Genomic DNA, 21,592 nt, shown 5'->3' with positions numbered 1-21,592 from the left:
CTCAATTAACAATAGTAGCTATATGAAAGAAAAGCTGTTTTCATGGTTAAATCGTAGTTTAGATCCAAATACAGCTATTGGTGTTGCAACTTACGCAGATACTGTTAACGCGGTATGTTTAAAAAAACAACGCGACCAATGGATGGTTCACAGTTCTCACAGTGTAAATGTGTCTGAGCAAACCGATTATACCGCTGCAATTGTTGCTTGTACAAATGAGGTGTCTACTGATATTTGTGCAGTTAATTTAGTCATACCGCACTACTTTTATCAAATAGTGCAAATGGATAAACCAAACCTTAGTGATGAAGAAATCATTCAGTCGCTGCCTTGGACTACAAAAGATTTAGTTGATATAGCTTCTGAAAACATTGTAGCTGACTTTATCGATTATCCAATAACGTTACCAATGCAAAGCAGCAAAATGAATGTATTTATTACCAATAAGCTGCAGCTACTTCCGTTTATAGACAGTTTTGAACAAACTAAACCAGTTTTGCGTGCAATGACCTCTGAAGAAATGGTTTTAGTAACTTTATTTGGCTCATACAAAGAGGCGCATATGCTGATTGTGCAGCATGCTAATCATGAACCTCGAATCTTAATTATTCGTGATGGACAATTAGTATTAGCTAGGCGATTAAATGGTTTTTTAGGTATTTCAGACAAGGATCAAAACCAAGAACTAGTAGAGGCGTTAGGGTTAGAAATTCAGCGTTCGATGGACTTTTTTGAAAGCCAGCTCAAGCAACCGCCAATTCGCAGCATACAGCTACAGTGCGATGATTTATCTTCATTAACTCTTAGAGCCGGTCTTGCAGAGTTTTTACAAGTAAAAGTTGTAGATTTTGCGCCTAACTTAGAATTAGCGCAGCAATTAGAGCCAAACTTTTATTATGCGCTCGGAGCAGCCTATCAATTAACAGATCCGGAGTCTGTGCTATGAAAACCCGGATTAATTTTTATCAAAAAACCTTACGAGTACGCCGAGACCCAGTCCCTTTATCGGGAATGATTACACTGTGGTTAGGTGCGCTATTAATTATTGCAATCACGTGGGCTTTTTACAGTTATAAAACTTATTCAAGTGAGCTTGATTTAGAACAAAAAAAGAAATATCTCAAACAAGGAAAAGCTCAGTTAGAAGTTGTAAAACAGCAGCTAGCAGAGAAGCAAAATAAAACAATTTTTATTAATGAGCTAAAAACACTTCAGCAAGAGGTTTTGCATAAGCAGCAAATATTTAGTTATTTAGAGCAAAGCTCAGATCAATCCGCAACCGACTATGCGCAGGTTATGCAAGATTTAGCCAAGTATCACGAGCCTAATATCTGGCTTACCCATATTAAATTTGTAGGGCAAAGTGTCACGTTTCAAGGGCAAGTATCGCAGTCAAAATTTTTACCTATGTGGTTTAATAATTTAAAGCAGTCACCTTTTTTTATTGATAAAGAATTTTCAGTTTTAGAACTGTCAACAAAAGATGGTCTGAGTGAATTTAATGTGGCGACCGACCTTGCTGATAAAGGCGCTAAACCATGAACAACAAGAAAGACAAAGGTTGGCCTATTTGGGCAAAGTATCGAGCTCAATTTGCATCGCTGCAAAAGCGTGAGAAGTATTCCACTGTATTTGTAGGCTTATTCATGGTGATTTACCTCGGCCTGTGGTTTGTTATTTTTCCACAGCAAGATGAAGTTGCTCATATTCGCTCTGAACAAAATGCAGCATTGCAGGAGTTACAGCAGATAAATGCGCAACTCTCCATGTTAAATCAAGCACTAAACTACGACTACACTAAGGTTTTACGCAGTCAAATTGCACAAACCAGAGATGAGTTAGCAGAAATAAATAATCAACTTAATAGTTTTAGCCAAGGCTTTGTAGCGGCTAAAAATGTACCTGCCGTTTTAAAAGATTTGCTCGTAGATAGTAGCGACGTAAAAGTGAGTAGCTTTAATGTCAAACCAGCACAGGCTATCGATGTAGAAAAACTAGGTGAACATGATACGCAAACATTATTTTTTGAGCATCAGATGGTCGTTACTTTAGAAGGTAGCTACTTTAGCTTACAAAAATATTTAGCCGCATTAAAAAATAATCAAGATAAGTTATTAATACAGGAGTTTAGTTATCAGGTACTAGAGTACCCTCAAGCTGAATTAACTTTACAAATTGCTACAGTGAGCGCTAATGAAAAATTTATCGCATTATAATTTATGTTTTTTATTACTTTTGTTCACTTTCGCACCCAGTGCATTAGCGCAATTACGCGATCCTACTCAACCAAATATGTATGTAAATAACAACAAGAGTGTAACTCAAAACACAGAACTTAAATTGCAATCTATTATTAAAAACAGTACAGCATTTAAGGCCATTATTTCAGGCCATATTTATCGAGTCGGTGATGCTGTAGACGATTTTCGGGTGCTAAGCATTAACTCAAAACAGGTTGTGTTAGCAAATGATGATAAACAAATAAAATTAGAATTATATGACTATGAAATTAAAAAATAATTTATCTCATCCGTGGCTTGTTCTTCTATTGTTACCTACATTTTTAACTGCGTGCCATAGCTTTAAACCAGGTAAAGAGGTTAAAACTCATATAGAACAAGAGCTGGCTGAAAAGCCTGTAGATACTAAAGCGATTGCGCCTTTACAGATGCCGAGTGAGCTTACCCAAAGCCTACTATCATCAATAAATAATGAGCAAACTATAAGTGATGATTTATCTATAAAGCGTTTTGATGTAGCCGCTAATGACGTTGAAATAGGCGCCTTTTTTGCAGGCTTAACAGACGATACGCCTTTTAGTGTTGCTGTGCATCCTGAGGTAAATGGCACAATTAGTTTAAATCTTAAAAGCGTTACTTTTAATGAAGTCATTGCTGTTATTAAGCGTATGTATCCTTTAGATATTGTTAATGAAGGACGAATAGTACAAGTACTGCCAGCCAAAATGCGCACAGAAACAATACCTGTAAATTATTTAATGATGCAGCGCCATGGTCAGTCTACAGTGAGTGTGGTTGCTGGTGGGGTTAGTCAATTTGCACAAAGTGGCAGTAGTTCGAATGGTTCAAGTTCAGGTAGTAGTAACCAGCAAAATAATGAGTTTGGCGGCGATAATCAAAGCTTAGATTTAAACGGTTCTCGAATCCAAACAATTAATAAAAATGATTTTTGGCAAGAATTAGAAGTTGCTCTTAAGTCCTTAATTGGCGCAAGCGATGGGCGCTATGTTGTTGCAAGCCCACAAGCTAGTTTGGTAACCGTAAATGCATTACCAAGCGAAATTAGTCAGCTAAAAGAGTTTTTGCGTCAAAGCCAAGAAAACCTGCAACGCCAAGTTATTCTAGAAGCAAAAATAATAGAAGTAACTTTAAAAGATGAGTACCAACAGGGAGTTAACTGGGAGCGTATAGCGAGTGGTTTAGAAGGCGGTATTTCGTTTGCTACAACACCGGGTTCTACTATTAGTAATAGTATTTCAGCCGCAATTGGTGGAGCGTCATCGCTAACCATTCAAAAAGGAGACTTTAACGGGGTTATTAATTTGCTTGAAACGCAAGGTGATGTGCAAATGCTATCTAACCCTCGAGTTACCGCTACAAACAATCAAAAAGCAGTTATAAAAGTAGGGCAAGACGAATATTTTGTTACTAATGTATCAAGTACGACGGTAACGGGTACTGCTACAACGACCTCGCCTGAAATTGATTTAACGCCGTTCTTTTCTGGTATTGCCCTTGATGTAACGCCGCAAATTGACAAGTACGGCTCAGTTATTTTGCATGTTCACCCTTCAGTAACTGAAACAGAAGAGCAGCTAAAAGTAATTACATTAGACGATCAACGTTTTGAGTTGCCTCTAGCACAAAGTAACATTCGAGAATCAGATACTGTTATTCGCGCTCAAAGTGGCGAAATAGTGGTTATTGGTGGTTTGATGCAAACGTCAACACAGGATGAAGAATCAAAAACCCCCGTGTTGGGTGATATCCCACTATTTGGCAATTTATTTAAAAGTATTCGTAAACGCCAAGAGAAAAAAGAACTGATTATTCTAATCAAACCAACGGTTGTTATGCCAGATACTTGGAAAAAACAACAAGGTGAAAGCCGTCAGCTTTTAAAAACATGGTATGAAAACTAACTATGTATTTAAGCTTTTTTAATTTAAGTGAAATGCCTTTCACGTTAACCCCTAACACAGAGTTTTTTTGTGCACTTGAACCGCACCATGAAGCGATGCAAGTGTTAACAACAGCTATTGAAATGGGTGAAGGGTTTATTAAAGTCACTGGTGAAGTTGGGACTGGTAAAACGCTACTTTGTAGAAAGCTATTAAACCAACTTGAGCCAGATTACATTGTGGCTTATTTACCTAACTCTTATTTAAGCCCAGAAGAGCTTAGATGGGCGATTGCCATTGAGCTGGGTATGGATGTAGATAAAGCATTAGATCAGCAAGCACTAGGGCAGCTTATAAATCATCACTTACTCGACTTACAAGAAGATAATGAGCGTGTAGTGCTCTTGATAGATGAGGCGCAATGCTTGAGTTGGGAGACTCTAGAGGCGCTGAGATTATTTACAAACTTAGAAACAGAAAGTGAAAAACTAATTCAAGTTGTGTTATTTGGGCAACCTGAACTTGATGAAAAGCTGGCAAACAACAAAGTAAGGCAATTACGCCAACGTATCAGTTTTTCGTATAAATTACGGGCGATGACTGGCGCTGAGGTTGTTTATTATATTAATCACCGCTTACAAGTTGCAGGGTTTAATAGGCCTCCTTTATTTAATAATAGTATGGGGCTCAAAATTGCTAGAGCTAGCCGTGGAATTCCTAGGTTAGTTAATATTTTATGCCACAAAGCACTATTACAAGCTTACGGTGAAGGGTTAAATATAATAACAAATCGCCATATTCAACTTGCCATAAAAGATACCGAAGACTGCGCAAAGTATCGAACCGGACAATATTGGAGCTACAGTGCTTTAATGTTTAGTGTTTTAGCTATTGCTGCCATATGGGTATGGAGGCAGTTGTTATGAGCGTTATAAATAATATGCTTAAAAATATTGAGCAACGAGAAGCTAAACAAGTAAGTATTCAAGAAGGTATAAGTTTAAAGCCGATATATGATGTAAAAAATATTGCATTTAAAGCCGTAATTTTACTTATTATGCTAAGTGTCATTTTTTTAGCATACCTATATTTACCGACCGCCGACAAAAAAGAGACTCAACGTGAGTCTGTGTTACCACAGCAAAAAATGGTCGCGGTTCTAAGCTCTAATTTATCTGATTATCAAGATGAAAAAAGCAATGTAGAACCTTTAGTTGAGCAAGATGTTGTGAAAACGGTTGTGCAAGTTGAGCAAATAAAACCAGAAGTGAATGATTTAGCTGAATCCAAGTTGAGTGAAGCAACATTACTGGTTTCTCAACCAACGGCTGAGCCAGTTGTAATTGCCGAGGTTAAACAAGGCCCTGCACTAGCTAAAGATAATGTACTGGTAACTAGCGAAGCTATTGTCAGCAAACCAAAAATTACTCCAATGATTAAAACTAAGTCTCAAAATACTATGACTAAAAGCGTGGCAGAAGCTAAGTCGCCACAGGCTTTATTGATTGAGCAATTAGCCGCAGCTAAACAAGCAATACAGTTTGGCTTATACAATGAAGCCATTAGTGATTTAAATATTATTTTAGCGCAATTGCCTTTGCACGTTGAAGCTCGAAATTTACTCGCTGCAACTTACTTTAAACAACAAGATATAAATTCTGCGCAACAGGTTTTGCAAGCAGGTATTCGCCAAAACCCTAACGTACTTGAATGGCGTGTAATGCTAAGCAAAATACTTATTATGCAACAACAGTATGAAGGAGTATTGCTGCTTTTAAGTGATGAATTTGAGGCTCAAGCGAATCTTGATTTTTGGGTGCTACAAGGTACTGCTGCGCAAAGTGCGAGTAAGCACCATAAAGCACTTGAAAGCTTTAAACATCTTACACAACTACAGCCTAGTCAAGCTAAGTGGTGGCTGGCACTTGCAACCTCAAAAGATGCATTAGGAGAGTACCTCGATGCTAAACAGCTTTACAAAGTGGCTCTAGATTTAGGTGGATTAAATACAGCTATGACGCAGCATGCATTACAGCGTTTAGTTACGCTAAAGGAGGCCGTATGAGACCTAGTTTAAAAATGCGCTTAGGCGATTTACTTGTTCATGAGCACATGATCACCGAAGCGCAACTAAGCGAAGCGCTAAACGTTCAAGCTGCGACGGGTCGTAAATTAGGTTCGACGCTTATTACACTTGAGTTTATTAGTGAACCACAACTATTACGTTTTTTAGCGCAGCAATTACAAGTACCTTTTTTAGATATATCACAGCGAAAAATATCAGCTGATGTATCTAAGCTTTTATCTGAGGTTTATGCACGTCGCTACAGAGCATTAGTAATTGAAGACAATGGTGACTCTGTTTTAGTCGGGATGAGCGATCCTGCTGATCTAAGGGGGCTTGATCAACTTGCAACTATGCTTGCTCCAAAACGAATAGATTTAGCTGTTGTACAAGAAAGTCAAATAATGGCTGCGTTTGACAACGTATATCGTCGTACAGATGAAATTACTAACTTTGCAGCACAACTCCATGAAGAATATCAAGACGTAGAAGAGTTTGATTTAAACTCTTTAGGTGATGAAACATCTGATGCAACCGTTGTAAAGCTACTGCAATCAATATTTGAAGATGCTGTGCAAGTTCGCGCATCTGATATTCACATTGAGCCTGATGAAGGTTTGCTTCGCATTCGTCAACGTGTAGATGGCATATTACAAGAGCACACTCTTAACCAAGTAAAAATAGCATCGGCACTCGTGCTACGTTTAAAGCTTATGTCGGGATTAGATATATCTGAAAAACGCCTCCCTCAGGATGGTCGCTTTAATATAAAAGTGCGCAGCCATAGTATTGATGTGCGCCTATCTACTATGCCCGTTCAGCATGGCGAATCAGTTGTAATGCGTTTGCTTGATCAATCAGCCGGATTATTATCGTTAGATGAGACAGGCATGCCAGTACACATATTAAAACGTGTACGCAGCATTATAAAACGTCCGCATGGCATGGTTTTAGTTACTGGGCCAACAGGCTCGGGTAAAACAACCACACTATACGGTGCATTAAGTGAGTTAAACCAACAAGAAAGTAAAATTATTACAGTAGAGGATCCCGTTGAGTATCGTATTGGCCGTATTAACCAGGTACAAATAAATAATAAAATAGGGCTGAGCTTTGCAAGTATTTTACGGACCGCTCTAAGGCAAGATCCTGACATTATAATGGTTGGTGAAATGCGTGACCAAGAAACCGTAGATATTGGATTAAGGGCCGCTTTAACAGGCCACCTCGTACTATCAACGTTACATACCAATGATGCAATTACCAGTGCTATGCGTTTAATCGACATGGGGGCACCGGCTTACTTAGTGGCAAGTTCACTGCGCGCGATTATTGCTCAGCGATTAGTAAGACGAGTATGTAATGACTGCAGAGTACCGTACTTGCCAGATCGCCAAGAATTAAGTTGGTTAAAATATTTAGGCGAAGAGATTACAGATGCTCAATTTTCTAAAGGGCAAGGTTGCACCGCATGTAATCACAGTGGCTATAAAGGGCGTGTAGGTATTTTTGAGTTACTCGAAATGGATGATGCGATGATGGATGCATTACGGGTTAACGACACACAAGGTTTTGCAAAGGCAGCTAAAAATAGTGCTAACTTTTCACCACTTTCAACAATGGCACTAAATTACGCTAAGCAAGGTATTACCTCTTTAGATGAAGTATTTAAAGTGGCTGAATATATTCCAGAAATAGTAGGGGATATTGATGCAACTATATAGCTACAAAGCTAAAGACAGCAAAGGTATGTTGGTTAAAGGGCAATTAGAAGCGAGTAACCAAGCTGGCGTAGCTGATAGTTTAATGAAGCGTCAATTTATACCAATATCAATCTCTTTAGTTGAAACAAAAAATAACATCAAAATTTTTGATAATTTATTTGTCGAAAAAATAACGCTAGACGACATGATTATGTTTTCTAGGCAAATGTATTCGCTATTAAAAGCAGGTATACCAATTATACGAGCAATGATTGGATTGGCAGATACAACACAAAATAAAGAATTTAAAAATGTACTAATAGAAGTTACCAAGCAGCTTGAGCAAGGCCGCGACTTATCCAGTGCAATGGCGATACATAACGAGGTATTTAGCCGTTTAACAGTATCAATGGTAATGGTTGGTGAAGGCTCTGGACGATTAGAAGATGCGTTTTATCAACTCGCTATTTATTTTGAGAAAGAACAAGAAACCCGAAAGCGTATAAAAGCAGCTATGCGCTACCCTACTTTTGTTATTTTGGCTCTAGTAGCGGCTATGATTATTTTGAATATTTTTGTTATTCCTACCTTTGCCAGTATGTTCGAAAAATTTGATGCTGAATTGCCATTAATGACTCAAATATTAATTGGCACTAGCAGCTTTTTTGTTAACTACTGGTGGTTATTGTTGGTGATGGGTATTGGTTCTGTTTTTGCTTGGAGGCGTTATTTAAATACAGAGCCTGGACGCTTTAAGTGGGATCAATATAAATTAAAAATTCCATTTATTGGGGATATTTTAAAACGGACATTGCTTGCGCGCTACAGTCAAAGTTTAGCTATGGTATTGCGCTCCGGTGTGCCTATGACCACTGGTTTATCACTAACAGCGCATGCCGTAGATAACAGCTATATGGAAAAAGCGATTATTACTATGCGCCAAGATATAGAAAAGGGCGATAGTTTACTCAGAGCCTCAAAAAGTTCTCAGCTGTTTTCTCAGCTTGTATTACAGATGGTGGCGGTAGGTGAAGAGACAGGTCGGGTTGATGAGCTCTTACAAGAGGCTGCTGATTATTATGAGCGTGAAGTTGATTACGACTTACGGAGCTTAACTGCAAAAATAGAACCTATTTTAACTGTGTTTGTTGCCATTATGGTGCTGATTTTAGCGTTGGGTATTTTTATGCCGATGTGGAACATGATGTCCGCGATTAAAGGTAATTAACCAAGTGATTGCATCAAAGGCTTACTCAAAAGGTTTCTCATTATTTGAGTTAGTTATTGTTGTGATTTTACTGGCAGTAATTTTGAGCTTTGCTATACCTCAATATATAGGTATTAAAAATCAAGCGCATAATGCAAGCGTTGACGCTATAGCAGGTAGTTTCTCATCGGCCGTTGGCATGGTTAGGGGTCAATGGGAATTAGAAGGAAGACCAAGCAGTAGGTCAAACAAAACATTTGTTAATTATGGAGGTGTAATAGTTGGTGTTGATGGAATGTTAGGTACACCAACAAGTGATGAAACAGAAAAAAAAGATACTCGTGCAGAAACTATAAATGCTAATAAATGTCGCCAAGTTTTAAATGTAATTTTACAAGACGCACCCAGTAGTACGTTAAGTAATGAAATATCAAGAATAAAAAGTGTAAGTTTTTTAGTTAGGTACAATGCAGAAAGTACGCAATGCGACTACTATTTAACTCATACCATTGATATTAAAAGTATACCTACTAATACGAGTGAAATATCAGGTTTAACAGGTTTTTCATACTTTGCTAAAACAGGCAAAGTAAAAATATTTAAAAATTAAGTAATTAAAAAGAGGCTTACTTATGAAAACGCAATCGTTAAAAAGTTTACCAATAAATAAACAAGCAGGTTTTACACTTGTTGAATTGATCATCGTAATTGTTATTTTAGGCATTTTAGCAGTTACCGCCGCACCTCGTTTTTTAAACTTGCAAGGTGATGCAAATGCTTCAACACTTGAGGGTGTACAAGGGTCGATTCGCAGTGGTATGAATATTGTGAATGGTAAGGCACTTATTGCTAATATACAAAATAAAGCAGAAACAGATACTCCAACACCTATTGTTGAAGGCGTAGCAATCCGATTTGGCTACCCTGTGGGGACTATTGATGCATTTGAAGCATTTTTAGATATAGATTTTGCAGATGTAACCGATGATCCTACTATCGCTGATAGTACTGACTTCAATTTGTCAGGAGGGGATGATGCTACAACTCCAGTCATTATTTATCCAAATAGCTACCTAGTCACAGACTCTTGTAAAGTTACTTATACTCCAGCTTTAAACAAAGATACTCCAGCAACAGTTGCTATCGATGTTAGCGATTGTTAATTACATAAATGATAAGCAGTAGTAAGCAACGATTGCGTGGCTTCACACTCATTGAGTTAATTATTACTCTAGTGATATTGGGAATACTGTCGGTAACGGCAGTTCCCAAATTTCTGGGCAGCTCAACAGAAGACGCCTATTCGTATAGAGATCGTACTTTAAATGCACTGAGAACAGTGCAGCTACGTGCAATGCAAAATACAGCCATTTCAAGTTGTCATACCCTTTATATTACCTCCACACTTATTGCTCCCCCCGCACCTGATACATGTAACGGTGGCGTTGATACCAACAACACCGATCATTTAGTGGTGCAAATAGACACACAAAGAAGTGATATAACATTTAGTGCTTTAGATAGTAACGCGAATATATTCACCCAAATTAGTTTTGATGCTTTAGGCAAATCAAATCAAACCTGCACTACGCAATGTCGAATCGATGTTGGATTAGCTGGCGTATGCATAAGTGGTGAAGGGCTTATATATGCGTGCCCTTAAAGTAAAAGGTTTTACCTTAATTGAGCTTATTATTGGCATAGTTATGTTTGCGATTGCATTGAGCATTATTACAGCTTTAATTGCCCCACAAGCCAAAAAAAGTGCAGAGCCTATTGTGGCTTTAAGAGCCTCTGAATTTGGCCAATCACTAATGAACGAAATTCAAAGTAAATCATTTGATGAACACAGCGACAGAAGCTCTCCTTTTAAGCGGTGTGGCGAAATATCTATAGGTGCTGAGGCTTGTACCGCACCTGCTGACTTCGGAGTAGATAACTCAGAAACCAGAACCAGTTATAATGATGTAGATGACTATATTGCACTGTCTAACCAGCCTATTACTAATAGCTTAGGTGAGGTGTTAAGGGAGTACAGCGACTTTAATTTAGTTGTTACTGTTGAGTACGATAGCGACTTTAACGAATCGACCACCAACGATGGCACAACCTTTAAGCGTATTACTATTGAAGTAACATCACCCTTAGGCGAAGTTTACGGATTTAGTGCATATAAAGGGAATTACTAATGCAAAGAGCTAAATACCAAAATGCATTTACCCTTATAGAACTATTACTTGTCATGGTTATTATTGGTATTTTAGCCGTAAGTGCATTTTCATTTATTGGTGCTGGAGTCAGTATTTACTCACAAGGGGTTGAGCGCCAAGAAGCAGTAGCTCAGGCCCGCTTTTTAATAACGCGACTTAGTAAAGAGCTTCGCCACGCTACGCCAAATTCGTTAAGGCTTTCTTGCGATAACAGCACTAGCGGAGCGTGCAGTGCTCAGCAGTGCTTAGAATTTACGCCGTTTTTATCGGCGACTCACTATACAAATTACCTACCTACCGTAGCGCCTTTTAATGTTAGCGCTGTTGATTTTGAACTTAATAATTTAACGCAGCCGCAAGCTGGAGATTGGGCAACTATTTACCCATTAAGCAGTGCTGATATATATGATGAAAATAATAGTAAGCGCTTGCAAGTATCAGCATTTAATAGTTCAGCGAGCGAAATTGATGAGTGGCAATTTAGTAAAGCATTTGCCCAAGAGTCGCCGAGTAAACGCCTTTATTTACTCTCTCAACCTGTAAGTTTTTGCGTTGAAGGGCAGTATTTATATAGATATACCAATTACGGTTTTATTGTTAATCAATTAGATGCCGTGAGCTTACAAATAAGCAGTGGTGTTAAACGTGATTTATTAGGTATTTACATTGCCAATAATTTAGCGAGCGATTTATTTTTTACTCTTGATGCGCTCTCCCTACAAAGAAACGCTGTGCTTAATGTGAATGCGCAAATGCAATTTAACGATACTGAAGTAATGAATTTTAACCATGAGGTGCATATTCCTAATGTACCTTAAAAAAAATCATCACGGAAAAGCCTTACCCAGTAAACAAAAAGGGAACTTAATAATTGTTTCTTTGGTAATTATTGTTGCTTTATTAGCACTAGGGTTAGCATTAGTTAAAGTGCTTTCTGGTGCATCACAACAAAATACGATTGAGTATTATGGGGCTCGCGCTTTTATGGCAGCACAAAGTGGATTAGAAAGTGGTTTAACGCAACTCTTTCCAATAAATAGCTCAGTGCAAAGCTGTGCATCAGTTACAACTAATTTAACCTTTCAAACTGCATATTTAGCTAATTGTAACGTGCTGGTGAGTTGCGATGAATATATAGACCTACCCGACAGCAGCACAACAAACGGGCTTGTTAATATTTATTACTTACAAAGTAGTGCAACGTGCGCCGCAATTGATTGCCCTGCAGGAAATGATTGCAGAAAGGATTATTGGGAAACACAAAGAACACTCAGTGTGGAGGCTAAAACTTTACCATGATAAAAAGTGCATTAGTCATTATATTTTTTAGCTGCGTGTTACTTTGTAATCACGCAAATGCAGTGCCTCCAAAAATCGAGGGCCGTTATATAGAGCTGCAAGATACATACACATCGCCTGTTTGGACAAAAGTAAATTTTCAACAGCAATATATAACGCCTCCTGCTGTATTTATGCTCTCAACAAACCAAGGTGGAAACCCTGCAATAATAAGAATACGTAATATAACCACAACTAGCTTTGAGGCCTTACCGCTTGAACCTTCAGGAGAAGATGGTGGACATATTAGTATGGGGGCGCACTATTTAGCTGTTGAGTATGGTGTGCATCAATTTCCAGACGGCACAATTATGGAAGTGGGCAGTACAGACTTATTACTCGAATTACAGTATGGCTCTAAGTCTGGCTTTGCTCCACTGACACCTAAAGGCTATAAGTCTTTAACATTTGCTGAACCGTTTACTCAAAGGCCAAACTTTTTCCATTCGTTACAAACACTCAATAGCATAGACAGCAATCCACCTTCTGAGGCATTAATTCCGTTTTTAACAGTTGCAGTAGAAAGTAATTCTCTATCTGCCAGCGGCGTTAATATTGCTTTAGAGGCATCTGAAACAGCACTTGGGATCATAAAAAACGAAACTGTTGCTTACATGGCAGTGGAGCCAGGAAGTAACCGCACATTTACTGACGATAATGGCGTTGAGGTATCGTGGGAAACTTTTTTCACAGGCTTTGAAATTGACGGTTGGAGCGATGGCTGTAATTACTTTAGTTTTACTAATAACTTTAGTGTGGCTCCTTTGGTGGTTGCAAGTAAAAATTCACGCCAAGAAGATGATGGCGGGTGGCTACGCAGCTGTAACCTAAGAACTGACAGGCTAGGGCTTGTTGTTGACGAAGACCGTGATGGCGATAACGAGCGCCGTCACGTAAACGAGGAAGCATCAATACTCGCCATGACCAGTACCTTTGTATTTAATGGTGATATTTTAGATTGTGATACGTTATTCCCAGGCGCTATTTCTACTTATAACAACGGTGAAGTACAGCTGGTGCAGGGGGTAGAAATAACCGATGGTAATGCGCAGTTTGTCACCACCACAAATTTAATTTCTACAGCGCTGACGAGCCCTCCTTTGTGTAATGGTCAGGCGTGTGTTGCTGGTGGTTATAACTCTTTAGAACCGAATCAAGCGGCGCAGGTGCCAACGGTTACAAATGATGGTAGCTCAACAGGGCCCGTACCTACTTCTTTAGCTGGCGACTATTATTACGATGAGTTGCAGTTAAGTATGCTGGAAACAGAGTACAGAGTAACAGCGCCTACACGTATTTTTTTAAAAGACACAACCTCACTTCTATCAACTTCATTTTTGAATATAGGTAAAACAAATATAGTAGTAGAAACTGGCGCGTACTTGGCTATTTATGTCGATGGTGCGGTTGCTATTGCAGCCGATGCAAATATTGCGGGCTATATTGTTGCCACTGGTGAGGTAAGAATCGCTCAAAATGTGACGTATCAGGGATCAATTACATCGGCTACTCAAATTATTACCGAAGGGAGCTCAACGTTTGACGCTCTACCAGTACCCGAAAGTATCCCTGGTTTTTGTGGTATTTATACACCAGAAACACTGGATCATTATCGTTTAACAATAAGCGATAACAAAGGTCTAACGTGTGAAGCTAAAGAAATGACACTAACAGCCTGCGCTAATGATGCCTGCGACTTATTATTTGCGGAACCCTCTAGTTTAAACCTTTCTCCAGATAATAGTGGTCAGCAAAGTTGGGTTACAGGGGAGAATATTAATTTTACAGGCTCAACAACTGTTGAGTTTGCTAAACGTACAACTGGTAGCGTTACATTTGGATATAACACTGCTGATCCTTCTGCACCTCTTCGTTGTTATATCGGTGGTAATAATGTTGGTTTGAGTGGCTGTAAAGTTACGTTTTCTGATGCTGGATTTATTTTTAATAATGATACAGATGGAAATACTACAATTCCTACTCAGTTATCAGCAAAGCCTTCAAATACTGGATTTAATGCAAAAGCGCTATCTATTCAAGCGGTAAAAACAAATACCACTACGGGCGTATGCGAAGCTGCATTTCCCGCTGGTGGTGATGTAAGCTTAGATTTATCGTATACATGCAGTGCTGGTGCAAGTTGTTCTGATACGGTTTCACTTAGTAACAACAATAATACCTTTGCGGTCGAGCAAGCAGCTAAATCGTTCACGCTAAACTTTGATAGTGAGTCTAAAGCACCGATTGTTATAAATTATCCCGATGCAGGAAAGTTGAGTTTAAATGTAAACACCAATTTAATTTTAGACCCAGTCACTAATTTATCAGTAAATTTAACGGGTAGTTCAAATGAGTATGTTGTAAAGCCATTCGGATTAGCGATGGAAATTGCAAGTGATGGTTATGCAGCAGACGCTGATGGAAGTTTATTTAGATTAACTGGCGAAGCATTTGATTTAAAGATGAATGCGGTGCAATGGCAAACAGGGCAAGACACTAACAACGATGGTTACCCAGATAACTACAGCAATATAATAAATAACACCATTGCCAAGCACTTTATTACAGAGCAACCACTTGTAGAGGCATTACTTAAAGCGCCTACGCCAGGCGTTCAAGGTACGCTTGAAGCGATGAGCACTGTTGCCTTTAGTGACACAGGCAGTTTGAGTGAATCTATATCGCAGTATAATTACGACCAAGTTGGCATCATTGATTTAACAGCAGGTCTGCAAGATGCCGATTACTTTGGCGCGGGAGATGTAAAAGGTGAATTATATAATATTGGTCGTTTTGCACCTTCGCAGTTTCAGGTAGTGGGGGTTCAAGCTGCCGCACAATGCACGCAATACGGCAGTAATTTAACTTACCTTGATCAACCTTTTGAACTTGGCTTTACAGTACAAGCGCTAAATCAAAATGGTGAGCTAATGGCTAATTATAAAGAGGGCTTTGATAAGTCCAGTGTAGAGGTTAATGCCGAAAATAATGAAGTAGCTAACTATGTACCCGCAACTAATTTTGCTAGCCGATTAGTAAACCTAGGAAATAATAACTGGGGAGATATAAGTGACGGCCAGTGGCAAATGAGCCAACTTAACACGACACTCGAAAGATTAGGTGTAGGGCAAGCAGATGGACCGTTTGCTATGGTGAGTTTAATGGTAACGCTTTCTAACATAGAAGGAGCAACGCTCATTGATGCAAATGATAAACCTAATACACAAGCAGCATGCTCGGGTGGCTGTAATAGCGTAAGACTAAATACATTACCAATAGAGTTTAAATTTGGACGCTTAGTCCTTGGTAATAACGCAGGCTCCGATCTCGACCCTTTACTTATTCCTATGCAGGCTCAGTATTACAACGGCAGTGGATTTGTAAATAACGCAGAAGATAACTGTAGTGTATTTGATCATACCCAAATCACTCAAATATCACCTAACAGCCCGCAATTAGCCTACGAATATGGAACGGGTGTATCTGGCCAGTTAGAGGCGGGAGTGTATCCGGCAAACAATGGTATTTATGCGCAGCCAAATGGTTTGGGTGAATTTACCTTAGAATATAATACTTATGATTGGTTAAAGTGGGATTGGCAGGGGGATGAAACACAGCTTGATCCTCGTACTATTTTACAATTTGGACGCTTTCGAGGAAATGATCGGGTTATTTACTGGCGTGAAACACGCGAATAGTTGTAAACTAAGATAATAATTGAACAAAGCTTGTGTTTTGTGCTGCAAGTACATAGCATAAGGCTTTAATTATAAAAAATAATAACGACCAAATAATTGCCGCTTTTTGGGACTGGAATATATGCGAATTACTCCTTTATCTCTGTTAATTTCAGCTAGTTTGTTAGCTAGTAGTGCATTTGCACAAGACACAGCTACAGTAACTGGAATTGAGTCAGAGATTAGTGTTAAACAGACAGAATACGATAACTCGACAAGAATACTTGAAAAACATCTTAAAGAAGAAAGTCAGTTACAAAATCAACTAGAGCTACTTCGTTCTCGTTCTACAGAGCTAGATAAAGAAAAAAACCAAGCGCTCGATGCGATGAACGAAATGTACCGTCGTTTAATTGACGATCCCACTATTAATATTAGTGCGGCTCAATCACGCTATCAAAAAGCGGTGATTGATCATAAGCAAAACAAAGATGATATTTCTATGCAGTTGGCGGCAATTGCATCCCACCGTAAAGATATAGAGCAAATTCGTGTTGCTAAGCATACGCTTTTAAATACTTTAGAAAGTTTAAAAGAGCAGTTAACTACAGCCAGAGTAGAGCGTTTACGTAACGAGTTTACACGTGAAGGCACGCTTGAAGTTAACCATACGATTAACTGTAAGCGAACAGAAACGCTAGCAGCGTGTGAGCAACGCGGTCAGCAAATGGGGCTACAAAAAGCAACTAAACGCTTTGTAGATCAAATATTTGCAAACTTAACAGAAGAGCGCATTGTTGAGCCAAAACGTAATTTGGCGGGCGCTCAAGTACAAATATTAAGTAGCCATGTAGTTAACAGTGCATTTAGCGGCCAAGGTAACTACAACGTTAACTTAAGCGTAACCATGCGCGGCGAAGTAAACAGTAGCCGTTTATGTAGCTTACTAAGCATTGATAACCGTTATTGTTCTGAGTACGGCACGCCACTTACTGCTGCTTATCAACCCGCGTATAACAATACATTTACTGATAGTCAGTTAACATTCAGTAATAGCGCGGATAATAGCAACACGGTGTCGGTTTCTCGTTTAGAAAAGCAGCCAGTACGTGATTATTCAGTTAAACCTGCATCGGTGAAAAAAGATTACCCTTCTATCCTTAATAAGAAGAAGGATCAATCAATAGAGCTGACATTACGATCAAACGTATACGACGATGAAGTGTTTATCGATGGTGTAAGCTTCGGCTCAACACGCTTGATCACACGTTTACCGCCGGGTATTCACAACATTGAAATACGTAAACTTGGCTATAAGCCTTATCAAGTTCGTGTTGATTTGAATAAAGCACAAACAATTAATGCAAATTTGGTAAAAAAGCCTAAGTCGATTGCTGCACCGACCTATACTCGAGAGCAACCAGAAGTAACAACACGCCAGGTTAGTGAAAACGTTAATGTATTAAATGCAAACGTTGAAACGCCGGTTGTCGTTATTCCTGCAGGCAAATTTAAAATGGGCGATATCAATGGCAATGGTTTAGCTAATGAACGTCCAGTAATTGAAAAAGTAATAGCAAATTCTTTCGCTATGCAAAGTAAAGAAGTAACCGTAGGTGCCTACGAAAAATTTGTAGCAAATACAGGTTATAAAACTCAAGCGGAAAAAAATAAAGGGTGTGCGTATTATTTAAATGGCGAACCAGTATGGGAAGCAAATTTAAATTGGCGTAATCCTGGTTTTGAGCAAGGCAGTGACTTTCCTGCTGTATGTTTAACTTATAACGATGCAAAAGCTTACGCTGAGTGGTTATCGGGTCAAACAGGACAGCAATTTCGTTTACCTAACGAAGTTGAGTGGGAATACGCAGCACGTGCAGGAACCGAAACAGAATACCCTTGGGGTAACGAAATTGGTAAAAACCTAGCTAACTGTGGTTGGTGTGGTAGTGAATGGTCAAATAGACGTGCATCACCAGTAGGTTCTTTTTCTCCAAATGCATTTGGATTATACGATACCGTAGGCAATGTATGGGAATGGACCGATAAAGAATCAGGTGAGTCTGATGTAGCAGTAAGAGGCGGAGCGTGGAATTTTGCACCAAGCCTTGCTCGTGCATCTACGCGTTTAATTTTAGCGCCTGATTTTAGATCTAACTACATTGGTTTTCGCTTAGTTCGCGAACGATAAACTCAATTAAGGAAGCTTTGCTTCCTTTTTTCACAAATTCACAAAGGCGCTGCGCTTTATATTGCTCATATAGTTGAGCATGTTAAAGTGAGGCAGCTAATATAAGAACGTATTTCAAAGGTCATCCAGCCTCATGTTTAAAAAACTCCGTGGTATTTTTTCTAACGATCTATCGATCGACTTGGGTACAGCCAATACCCTAATTTATGTAAAAGAAGAAGGTATTGTATTAAACGAACCTTCTGTTGTTGCTATTCGCCAAGAACGCGCTGGTGGACCTAAAAGTGTTGCATCTGTAGGTACAGAAGCAAAACAAATGCTAGGCCGTACACCGGGAAATATTAAAGCAATCCGTCCAATGAAAGACGGTGTAATCGCTGATTTTTATGTAACTGAAAAAATGTTACAACACTTCATTAAGCAAGTGCATAACAATAACTTTATGCGCCCAAGTCCGCGTGTACTAATCTGTGTACCGTGTGGTGCTACTCAAGTAGAAAAACGTGCAATACGTGAATCTGCAATGGGTGCGGGTGCTCGTGAAGTTTACTTAATTGAAGAACCAATGGCAGCAGCTATTGGCGCAGGTTTACCAGTATCAGAAGCAACAGGTTCTATGGTTGTTGATATTGGTGGTGGTACAACTGAAGTGGCTATTATTTCACTTAACGGTGTTGTTTACTCATCATCTGTTCGTATTGGTGGTGATAAGTTTGACGAAGCTATTATTAATTATGTACGTCGTAACTTTGGTAGCTTAATTGGTGAAGCGACAGCTGAAAATATTAAGCATCAAATTGGCTCTGCGTTCAAAACTGATGAGCCAATCGAAATTGAAGTGCGCGGTCGTAACCTTGCCGAAGGTGTTCCGCGTTCATTCACGCTTAACTCACACGAAATCCTAGAAGCTCTACAAGAGCCGTTAATGGGTATTGTGAGTGCAGTAATGGTTGCGCTTGAGCAATCACCACCTGAGCTGGCATCAGATATCTCTGCGCACGGCATGGTACTTACTGGCGGTGGTGCATTGTTAAAAGATTTAGACCGTTTATTAATGGAAGAAACGGGTATTCCGGTTGTTGTGGCTGATGATCCACTTACGTGTGTTGCGCGTGGTGGAGGTAAAGCATTAGAAATGATCGATGTTCATGGTGGTGACGTTTTTAGTTACGACTAATGAAATTAATGTTTGGACGCACAGTCTCTTTGCAACTGCGACTTTTTGTCGCAGTGCTTTTGAGTATCGTACTCATAGTTGGAGACAGATATACGCAAGGTGGTACCGTTGTTCGTACCAGCCTTAATACTCTAGTTAGCCCACTAATCTATGTTGCTAATTTACCCTACGAATTATTTAGCTTAAGTGCTAAAAGCCTGCATACGCGGGATCAACTTCTTACTGAAAACGAAGCGCTGAAAAAAAAGCAAATGCTACAAAGCGAGCAACTTCAGCAGTATCAATTTCTAGCCAGAGAAAATCAAAAACTGCGCGCCTTATTAGGCTCATCTGCAAAGCAATCAAATCGTAAAATTATTGCTCAGGTACTTTCTGTACATTCAAACCCGTATAGTCATCAGGTTGTTATTAACCGTGGTACAACTGACGGGCTTAGTGAAGGCCAAGCTGTAATTGATGAAATGGGTGTAGTAGGGCAGCTTACAAAGGTTGGTTCAACAACTTCACGCGTGCTACTAATGACCGACACCACACATGCCACACCTGTGCGTATACTTCGTAACGATGTACGAACGGTTGTTGAAGGCATAGGTAAAATTAACGTCGTTAAGCTCTCTCACGTTCCACACAGTTTAGATGTGCGAATTGGCGATGTACTTGTTACATCGGGTTTAGGGGGCACATTCCCTGAAGGATACCCGGTGGCAGTAGTAACTGAAATAAATCGTGATGAAGGGCGACCGTTTGCACAAGTTTTTGCAGAACCTATTGCGCAACTAGATCGCATTCGTTTGCTGGTTATTTTATGGCGTAATCAACAGGAGCAAATCAGCGATGATTAACCGTTATTCATTGTTAATTGCGCTAAGCATCTTTTTTGCGTTAATAATGGCACTGATGCCACTTCCATTTTCGTTTGAACCATTTAGACCTGACTGGGTTTTACTTGTACTTATGTATTGGTCGCTAGCAGTACCGCATCGTTTAAATATTGGTACTGCTTGGGTTGTTGGTTTATTAATAGATTTAGCGTCTGGCTCACCGCTGGGCGTGAACTCGCTTACATTCTCGGTATGTATTTTTGTAACCGCGAGCAACTTTCAAAAAATTCGTAACTTTTCGCTTTGGCAACAAAGCCTACTAATTGGTTTATTTTTAACGCTGTATCACTTAATGCAGTTTTGGCTAAATCACTTTTTGTTAGGGGTTTATTTTAATCCACAGTACTTATGGCCAGTAGCAACCGGAATGGTTAGCTGGTTTTGGGTCTTTTTACTACTTCGTAAATATCGCAGACATTTTAGGATCAGGTAATGACTACCGCAGTATATTTGGCATCAGCCTCTCCCCGTCGTAAAGAGTTATTAAGCCAATTAGGTGTCGAATTTACACAATTTAGTGTTGATGCAGATGAAAGCCCACTTCCAAACGAGCAACCTAGAGCACTTGTTGAGCGTTTAGCGCGCTTGAAAGCCCAAAGCGGTGTAGAGCTTGGATATACCGATCGCCCTGTACTTGGTAGTGATACCGTGGTTGTTATAGATAACGAGTCATTGGGTAAACCTCGCGATAAAAACGATTTTACACACACGTTAAAACGCCTATCGGGTAACACGCATCAAGTTCTTACCGCAGTTGCATTTGCGACGCAAAATGATGTGCTTAGCTGTGTTGTAAGCACAGATGTTACTTTTAAAACCTTAACAGATGAAGAAATTAATGCTTATTGGGAGTCAGGTGAGCCACAAGATAAAGCCGGTGGCTACGGTATCCAAGGTTTAGGCGGCCGCTTTGTAACTCACATTGCGGGTAGCTATTTTTCTGTTGTAGGCTTACCTTTATATGAAACCGAACAATTATTAAAAACATTCTTAAGAAGGTAA

The 21,592-nt window shown here is 39.3% G+C and carries 21 protein-coding genes; all 21 read left to right on the top strand.

Annotation, left to right across the window (positions count from 1 at the left end; translation table 11 throughout):
• Positions 1 to 22: 22 nt before the first annotated feature.
• Positions 23 to 946, top strand: a complete 924-nt coding sequence (locus H5090_RS01385; protein ID WP_024598058.1) for a hypothetical protein — start codon at positions 23 to 25, stop codon at positions 944 to 946.
• A complete protein-coding gene (locus tag H5090_RS01380; RefSeq protein ID WP_024594795.1) occupies positions 943 to 1,542 on the top strand; it encodes a PilN domain-containing protein in 600 nt (199 codons plus the stop codon). Before H5090_RS01385 ends, H5090_RS01380 begins: the two co-directional genes overlap by 4 nt.
• Positions 1,539 to 2,216: a hypothetical protein gene (locus H5090_RS01375; protein WP_024598056.1), complete on the top strand. Its 678-nt coding sequence runs from the start codon at positions 1,539 to 1,541 to the stop codon at positions 2,214 to 2,216. The genes H5090_RS01380 and H5090_RS01375 overlap by 4 nt, the downstream gene beginning before the upstream one ends.
• Complete coding sequence (locus H5090_RS01370; protein WP_024594540.1) at positions 2,194 to 2,520, top strand: agglutinin biogenesis protein MshK; 327 nt, start codon at positions 2,194 to 2,196, stop codon at positions 2,518 to 2,520. Before H5090_RS01375 ends, H5090_RS01370 begins: the two co-directional genes overlap by 23 nt.
• Positions 2,504 to 4,162, top strand: coding sequence for a pilus (MSHA type) biogenesis protein MshL (gene mshL, locus H5090_RS01365; RefSeq protein ID WP_182694838.1), 1,659 nt, complete (start codon positions 2,504 to 2,506; stop codon positions 4,160 to 4,162). Before H5090_RS01370 ends, mshL begins: the two co-directional genes overlap by 17 nt.
• A gap of 2 nt (positions 4,163 to 4,164) precedes the next feature.
• Positions 4,165 to 5,067, top strand: coding sequence for an ExeA family protein (locus H5090_RS01360; RefSeq protein WP_024598054.1), 903 nt, complete (start codon positions 4,165 to 4,167; stop codon positions 5,065 to 5,067).
• Positions 5,064 to 6,206: a tetratricopeptide repeat protein gene (locus H5090_RS01355; RefSeq protein WP_182694814.1), complete on the top strand. Its 1,143-nt coding sequence runs from the start codon at positions 5,064 to 5,066 to the stop codon at positions 6,204 to 6,206. Before H5090_RS01360 ends, H5090_RS01355 begins: the two co-directional genes overlap by 4 nt.
• Positions 6,203 to 7,930, top strand: coding sequence for a GspE/PulE family protein (locus H5090_RS01350; protein WP_076925387.1), 1,728 nt, complete (start codon positions 6,203 to 6,205; stop codon positions 7,928 to 7,930). Before H5090_RS01355 ends, H5090_RS01350 begins: the two co-directional genes overlap by 4 nt.
• Positions 7,917 to 9,137, top strand: a complete 1,221-nt coding sequence (locus tag H5090_RS01345) for a type II secretion system F family protein (RefSeq protein ID WP_182694813.1) — start codon at positions 7,917 to 7,919, stop codon at positions 9,135 to 9,137. Before H5090_RS01350 ends, H5090_RS01345 begins: the two co-directional genes overlap by 14 nt.
• 4 nt (positions 9,138 to 9,141) lie before the next feature.
• Entirely contained in the window at positions 9,142 to 9,726 is a 585-nt protein-coding gene (locus tag H5090_RS01340; protein WP_182694812.1) for a prepilin-type N-terminal cleavage/methylation domain-containing protein, read from the top strand.
• A gap of 22 nt (positions 9,727 to 9,748) precedes the next feature.
• Positions 9,749 to 10,279 carry a prepilin-type N-terminal cleavage/methylation domain-containing protein gene (locus H5090_RS20985; protein ID WP_165739287.1) on the top strand — a complete coding sequence of 177 codons (531 nt, stop codon included), beginning with the start codon at positions 9,749 to 9,751 and terminating at the stop codon, positions 10,277 to 10,279.
• A gap of 8 nt (positions 10,280 to 10,287) precedes the next feature.
• Positions 10,288 to 10,779 carry a type II secretion system protein gene (locus H5090_RS01330; protein WP_182694811.1) on the top strand — a complete coding sequence of 164 codons (492 nt, stop codon included), beginning with the start codon at positions 10,288 to 10,290 and terminating at the stop codon, positions 10,777 to 10,779.
• Entirely contained in the window at positions 10,766 to 11,305 is a 540-nt protein-coding gene (locus H5090_RS01325; RefSeq protein WP_121953562.1) for a prepilin-type N-terminal cleavage/methylation domain-containing protein, read from the top strand. Before H5090_RS01330 ends, H5090_RS01325 begins: the two co-directional genes overlap by 14 nt.
• Positions 11,305 to 12,144 carry a type II secretion system protein J gene (locus H5090_RS01320; protein WP_121953561.1) on the top strand — a complete coding sequence of 280 codons (840 nt, stop codon included), beginning with the start codon at positions 11,305 to 11,307 and terminating at the stop codon, positions 12,142 to 12,144. The genes H5090_RS01325 and H5090_RS01320 overlap by 1 nt, the downstream gene beginning before the upstream one ends.
• Entirely contained in the window at positions 12,134 to 12,625 is a 492-nt protein-coding gene (locus H5090_RS01315; RefSeq protein WP_024594530.1) for a hypothetical protein, read from the top strand. Before H5090_RS01320 ends, H5090_RS01315 begins: the two co-directional genes overlap by 11 nt.
• Positions 12,622 to 16,362 (top strand): H-type lectin domain-containing protein, encoded by a 3,741-nt coding sequence (locus tag H5090_RS01310; RefSeq protein ID WP_182694810.1) that lies wholly within the window; start codon positions 12,622 to 12,624, stop codon positions 16,360 to 16,362. The genes H5090_RS01315 and H5090_RS01310 overlap by 4 nt, the downstream gene beginning before the upstream one ends.
• Before the next feature lie 121 nt (positions 16,363 to 16,483).
• Positions 16,484 to 18,532, top strand: coding sequence for a formylglycine-generating enzyme family protein (locus H5090_RS01305; RefSeq protein ID WP_024605452.1), 2,049 nt, complete (start codon positions 16,484 to 16,486; stop codon positions 18,530 to 18,532).
• A 133-nt stretch (positions 18,533 to 18,665) separates the two neighbouring features.
• A complete protein-coding gene (locus H5090_RS01300; protein ID WP_002958401.1) occupies positions 18,666 to 19,709 on the top strand; it encodes a rod shape-determining protein in 1,044 nt (347 codons plus the stop codon).
• Positions 19,709 to 20,551, top strand: a complete 843-nt coding sequence (mreC, locus tag H5090_RS01295) for a rod shape-determining protein MreC (protein WP_173400216.1) — start codon at positions 19,709 to 19,711, stop codon at positions 20,549 to 20,551. The genes H5090_RS01300 and mreC overlap by 1 nt, the downstream gene beginning before the upstream one ends.
• Positions 20,544 to 21,023: a rod shape-determining protein MreD gene (gene mreD / locus H5090_RS01290; protein WP_002958403.1), complete on the top strand. Its 480-nt coding sequence runs from the start codon at positions 20,544 to 20,546 to the stop codon at positions 21,021 to 21,023. The genes mreC and mreD overlap by 8 nt, the downstream gene beginning before the upstream one ends.
• On the top strand, positions 21,023 to 21,592 hold the full coding sequence (locus H5090_RS01285; protein ID WP_002958404.1) for a nucleoside triphosphate pyrophosphatase: 570 nt from the start codon (positions 21,023 to 21,025) through the stop codon (positions 21,590 to 21,592). Before mreD ends, H5090_RS01285 begins: the two co-directional genes overlap by 1 nt.

This window comes from Pseudoalteromonas sp. SR43-5 (assembly GCF_014163835.1).
GTDB lineage: Bacteria > Pseudomonadota > Gammaproteobacteria > Enterobacterales > Alteromonadaceae > Pseudoalteromonas > Pseudoalteromonas distincta.
Note: the sequence above shows the minus strand (reverse complement) of the source record. Positions and strands in the feature narration are given on the sequence as shown.

Coding starts and splice junctions, on each gene's coding strand:
- H5090_RS01385 (WP_024598058.1), top strand. CDS start 23: ATGAAAGAAAAGCTGTTTTCATGGTTAAATCGTAGTTTAGATCCAAAT.
- H5090_RS01380 (WP_024594795.1), top strand. CDS start 943: ATGAAAACCCGGATTAATTTTTATCAAAAAACCTTACGAGTACGCCGA.
- H5090_RS01375 (WP_024598056.1), top strand. CDS start 1,539: ATGAACAACAAGAAAGACAAAGGTTGGCCTATTTGGGCAAAGTATCGA.
- H5090_RS01370 (WP_024594540.1), top strand. CDS start 2,194: ATGAAAAATTTATCGCATTATAATTTATGTTTTTTATTACTTTTGTTC.
- mshL (WP_182694838.1), top strand. CDS start 2,504: ATGAAATTAAAAAATAATTTATCTCATCCGTGGCTTGTTCTTCTATTG.
- H5090_RS01360 (WP_024598054.1), top strand. CDS start 4,165: ATGTATTTAAGCTTTTTTAATTTAAGTGAAATGCCTTTCACGTTAACC.
- H5090_RS01355 (WP_182694814.1), top strand. CDS start 5,064: ATGAGCGTTATAAATAATATGCTTAAAAATATTGAGCAACGAGAAGCT.
- H5090_RS01350 (WP_076925387.1), top strand. CDS start 6,203: ATGAGACCTAGTTTAAAAATGCGCTTAGGCGATTTACTTGTTCATGAG.
- H5090_RS01345 (WP_182694813.1), top strand. CDS start 7,917: ATGCAACTATATAGCTACAAAGCTAAAGACAGCAAAGGTATGTTGGTT.
- H5090_RS20985 (WP_165739287.1), top strand. CDS start 9,749: ATGAAAACGCAATCGTTAAAAAGTTTACCAATAAATAAACAAGCAGGT.
- H5090_RS01330 (WP_182694811.1), top strand. CDS start 10,288: ATGATAAGCAGTAGTAAGCAACGATTGCGTGGCTTCACACTCATTGAG.
- H5090_RS01325 (WP_121953562.1), top strand. CDS start 10,766: ATGCGTGCCCTTAAAGTAAAAGGTTTTACCTTAATTGAGCTTATTATT.
- H5090_RS01320 (WP_121953561.1), top strand. CDS start 11,305: ATGCAAAGAGCTAAATACCAAAATGCATTTACCCTTATAGAACTATTA.
- H5090_RS01315 (WP_024594530.1), top strand. CDS start 12,134: ATGTACCTTAAAAAAAATCATCACGGAAAAGCCTTACCCAGTAAACAA.
- H5090_RS01310 (WP_182694810.1), top strand. CDS start 12,622: ATGATAAAAAGTGCATTAGTCATTATATTTTTTAGCTGCGTGTTACTT.
- H5090_RS01305 (WP_024605452.1), top strand. CDS start 16,484: ATGCGAATTACTCCTTTATCTCTGTTAATTTCAGCTAGTTTGTTAGCT.
- H5090_RS01300 (WP_002958401.1), top strand. CDS start 18,666: ATGTTTAAAAAACTCCGTGGTATTTTTTCTAACGATCTATCGATCGAC.
- mreC (WP_173400216.1), top strand. CDS start 19,709: ATGAAATTAATGTTTGGACGCACAGTCTCTTTGCAACTGCGACTTTTT.
- mreD (WP_002958403.1), top strand. CDS start 20,544: ATGATTAACCGTTATTCATTGTTAATTGCGCTAAGCATCTTTTTTGCG.
- H5090_RS01285 (WP_002958404.1), top strand. CDS start 21,023: ATGACTACCGCAGTATATTTGGCATCAGCCTCTCCCCGTCGTAAAGAG.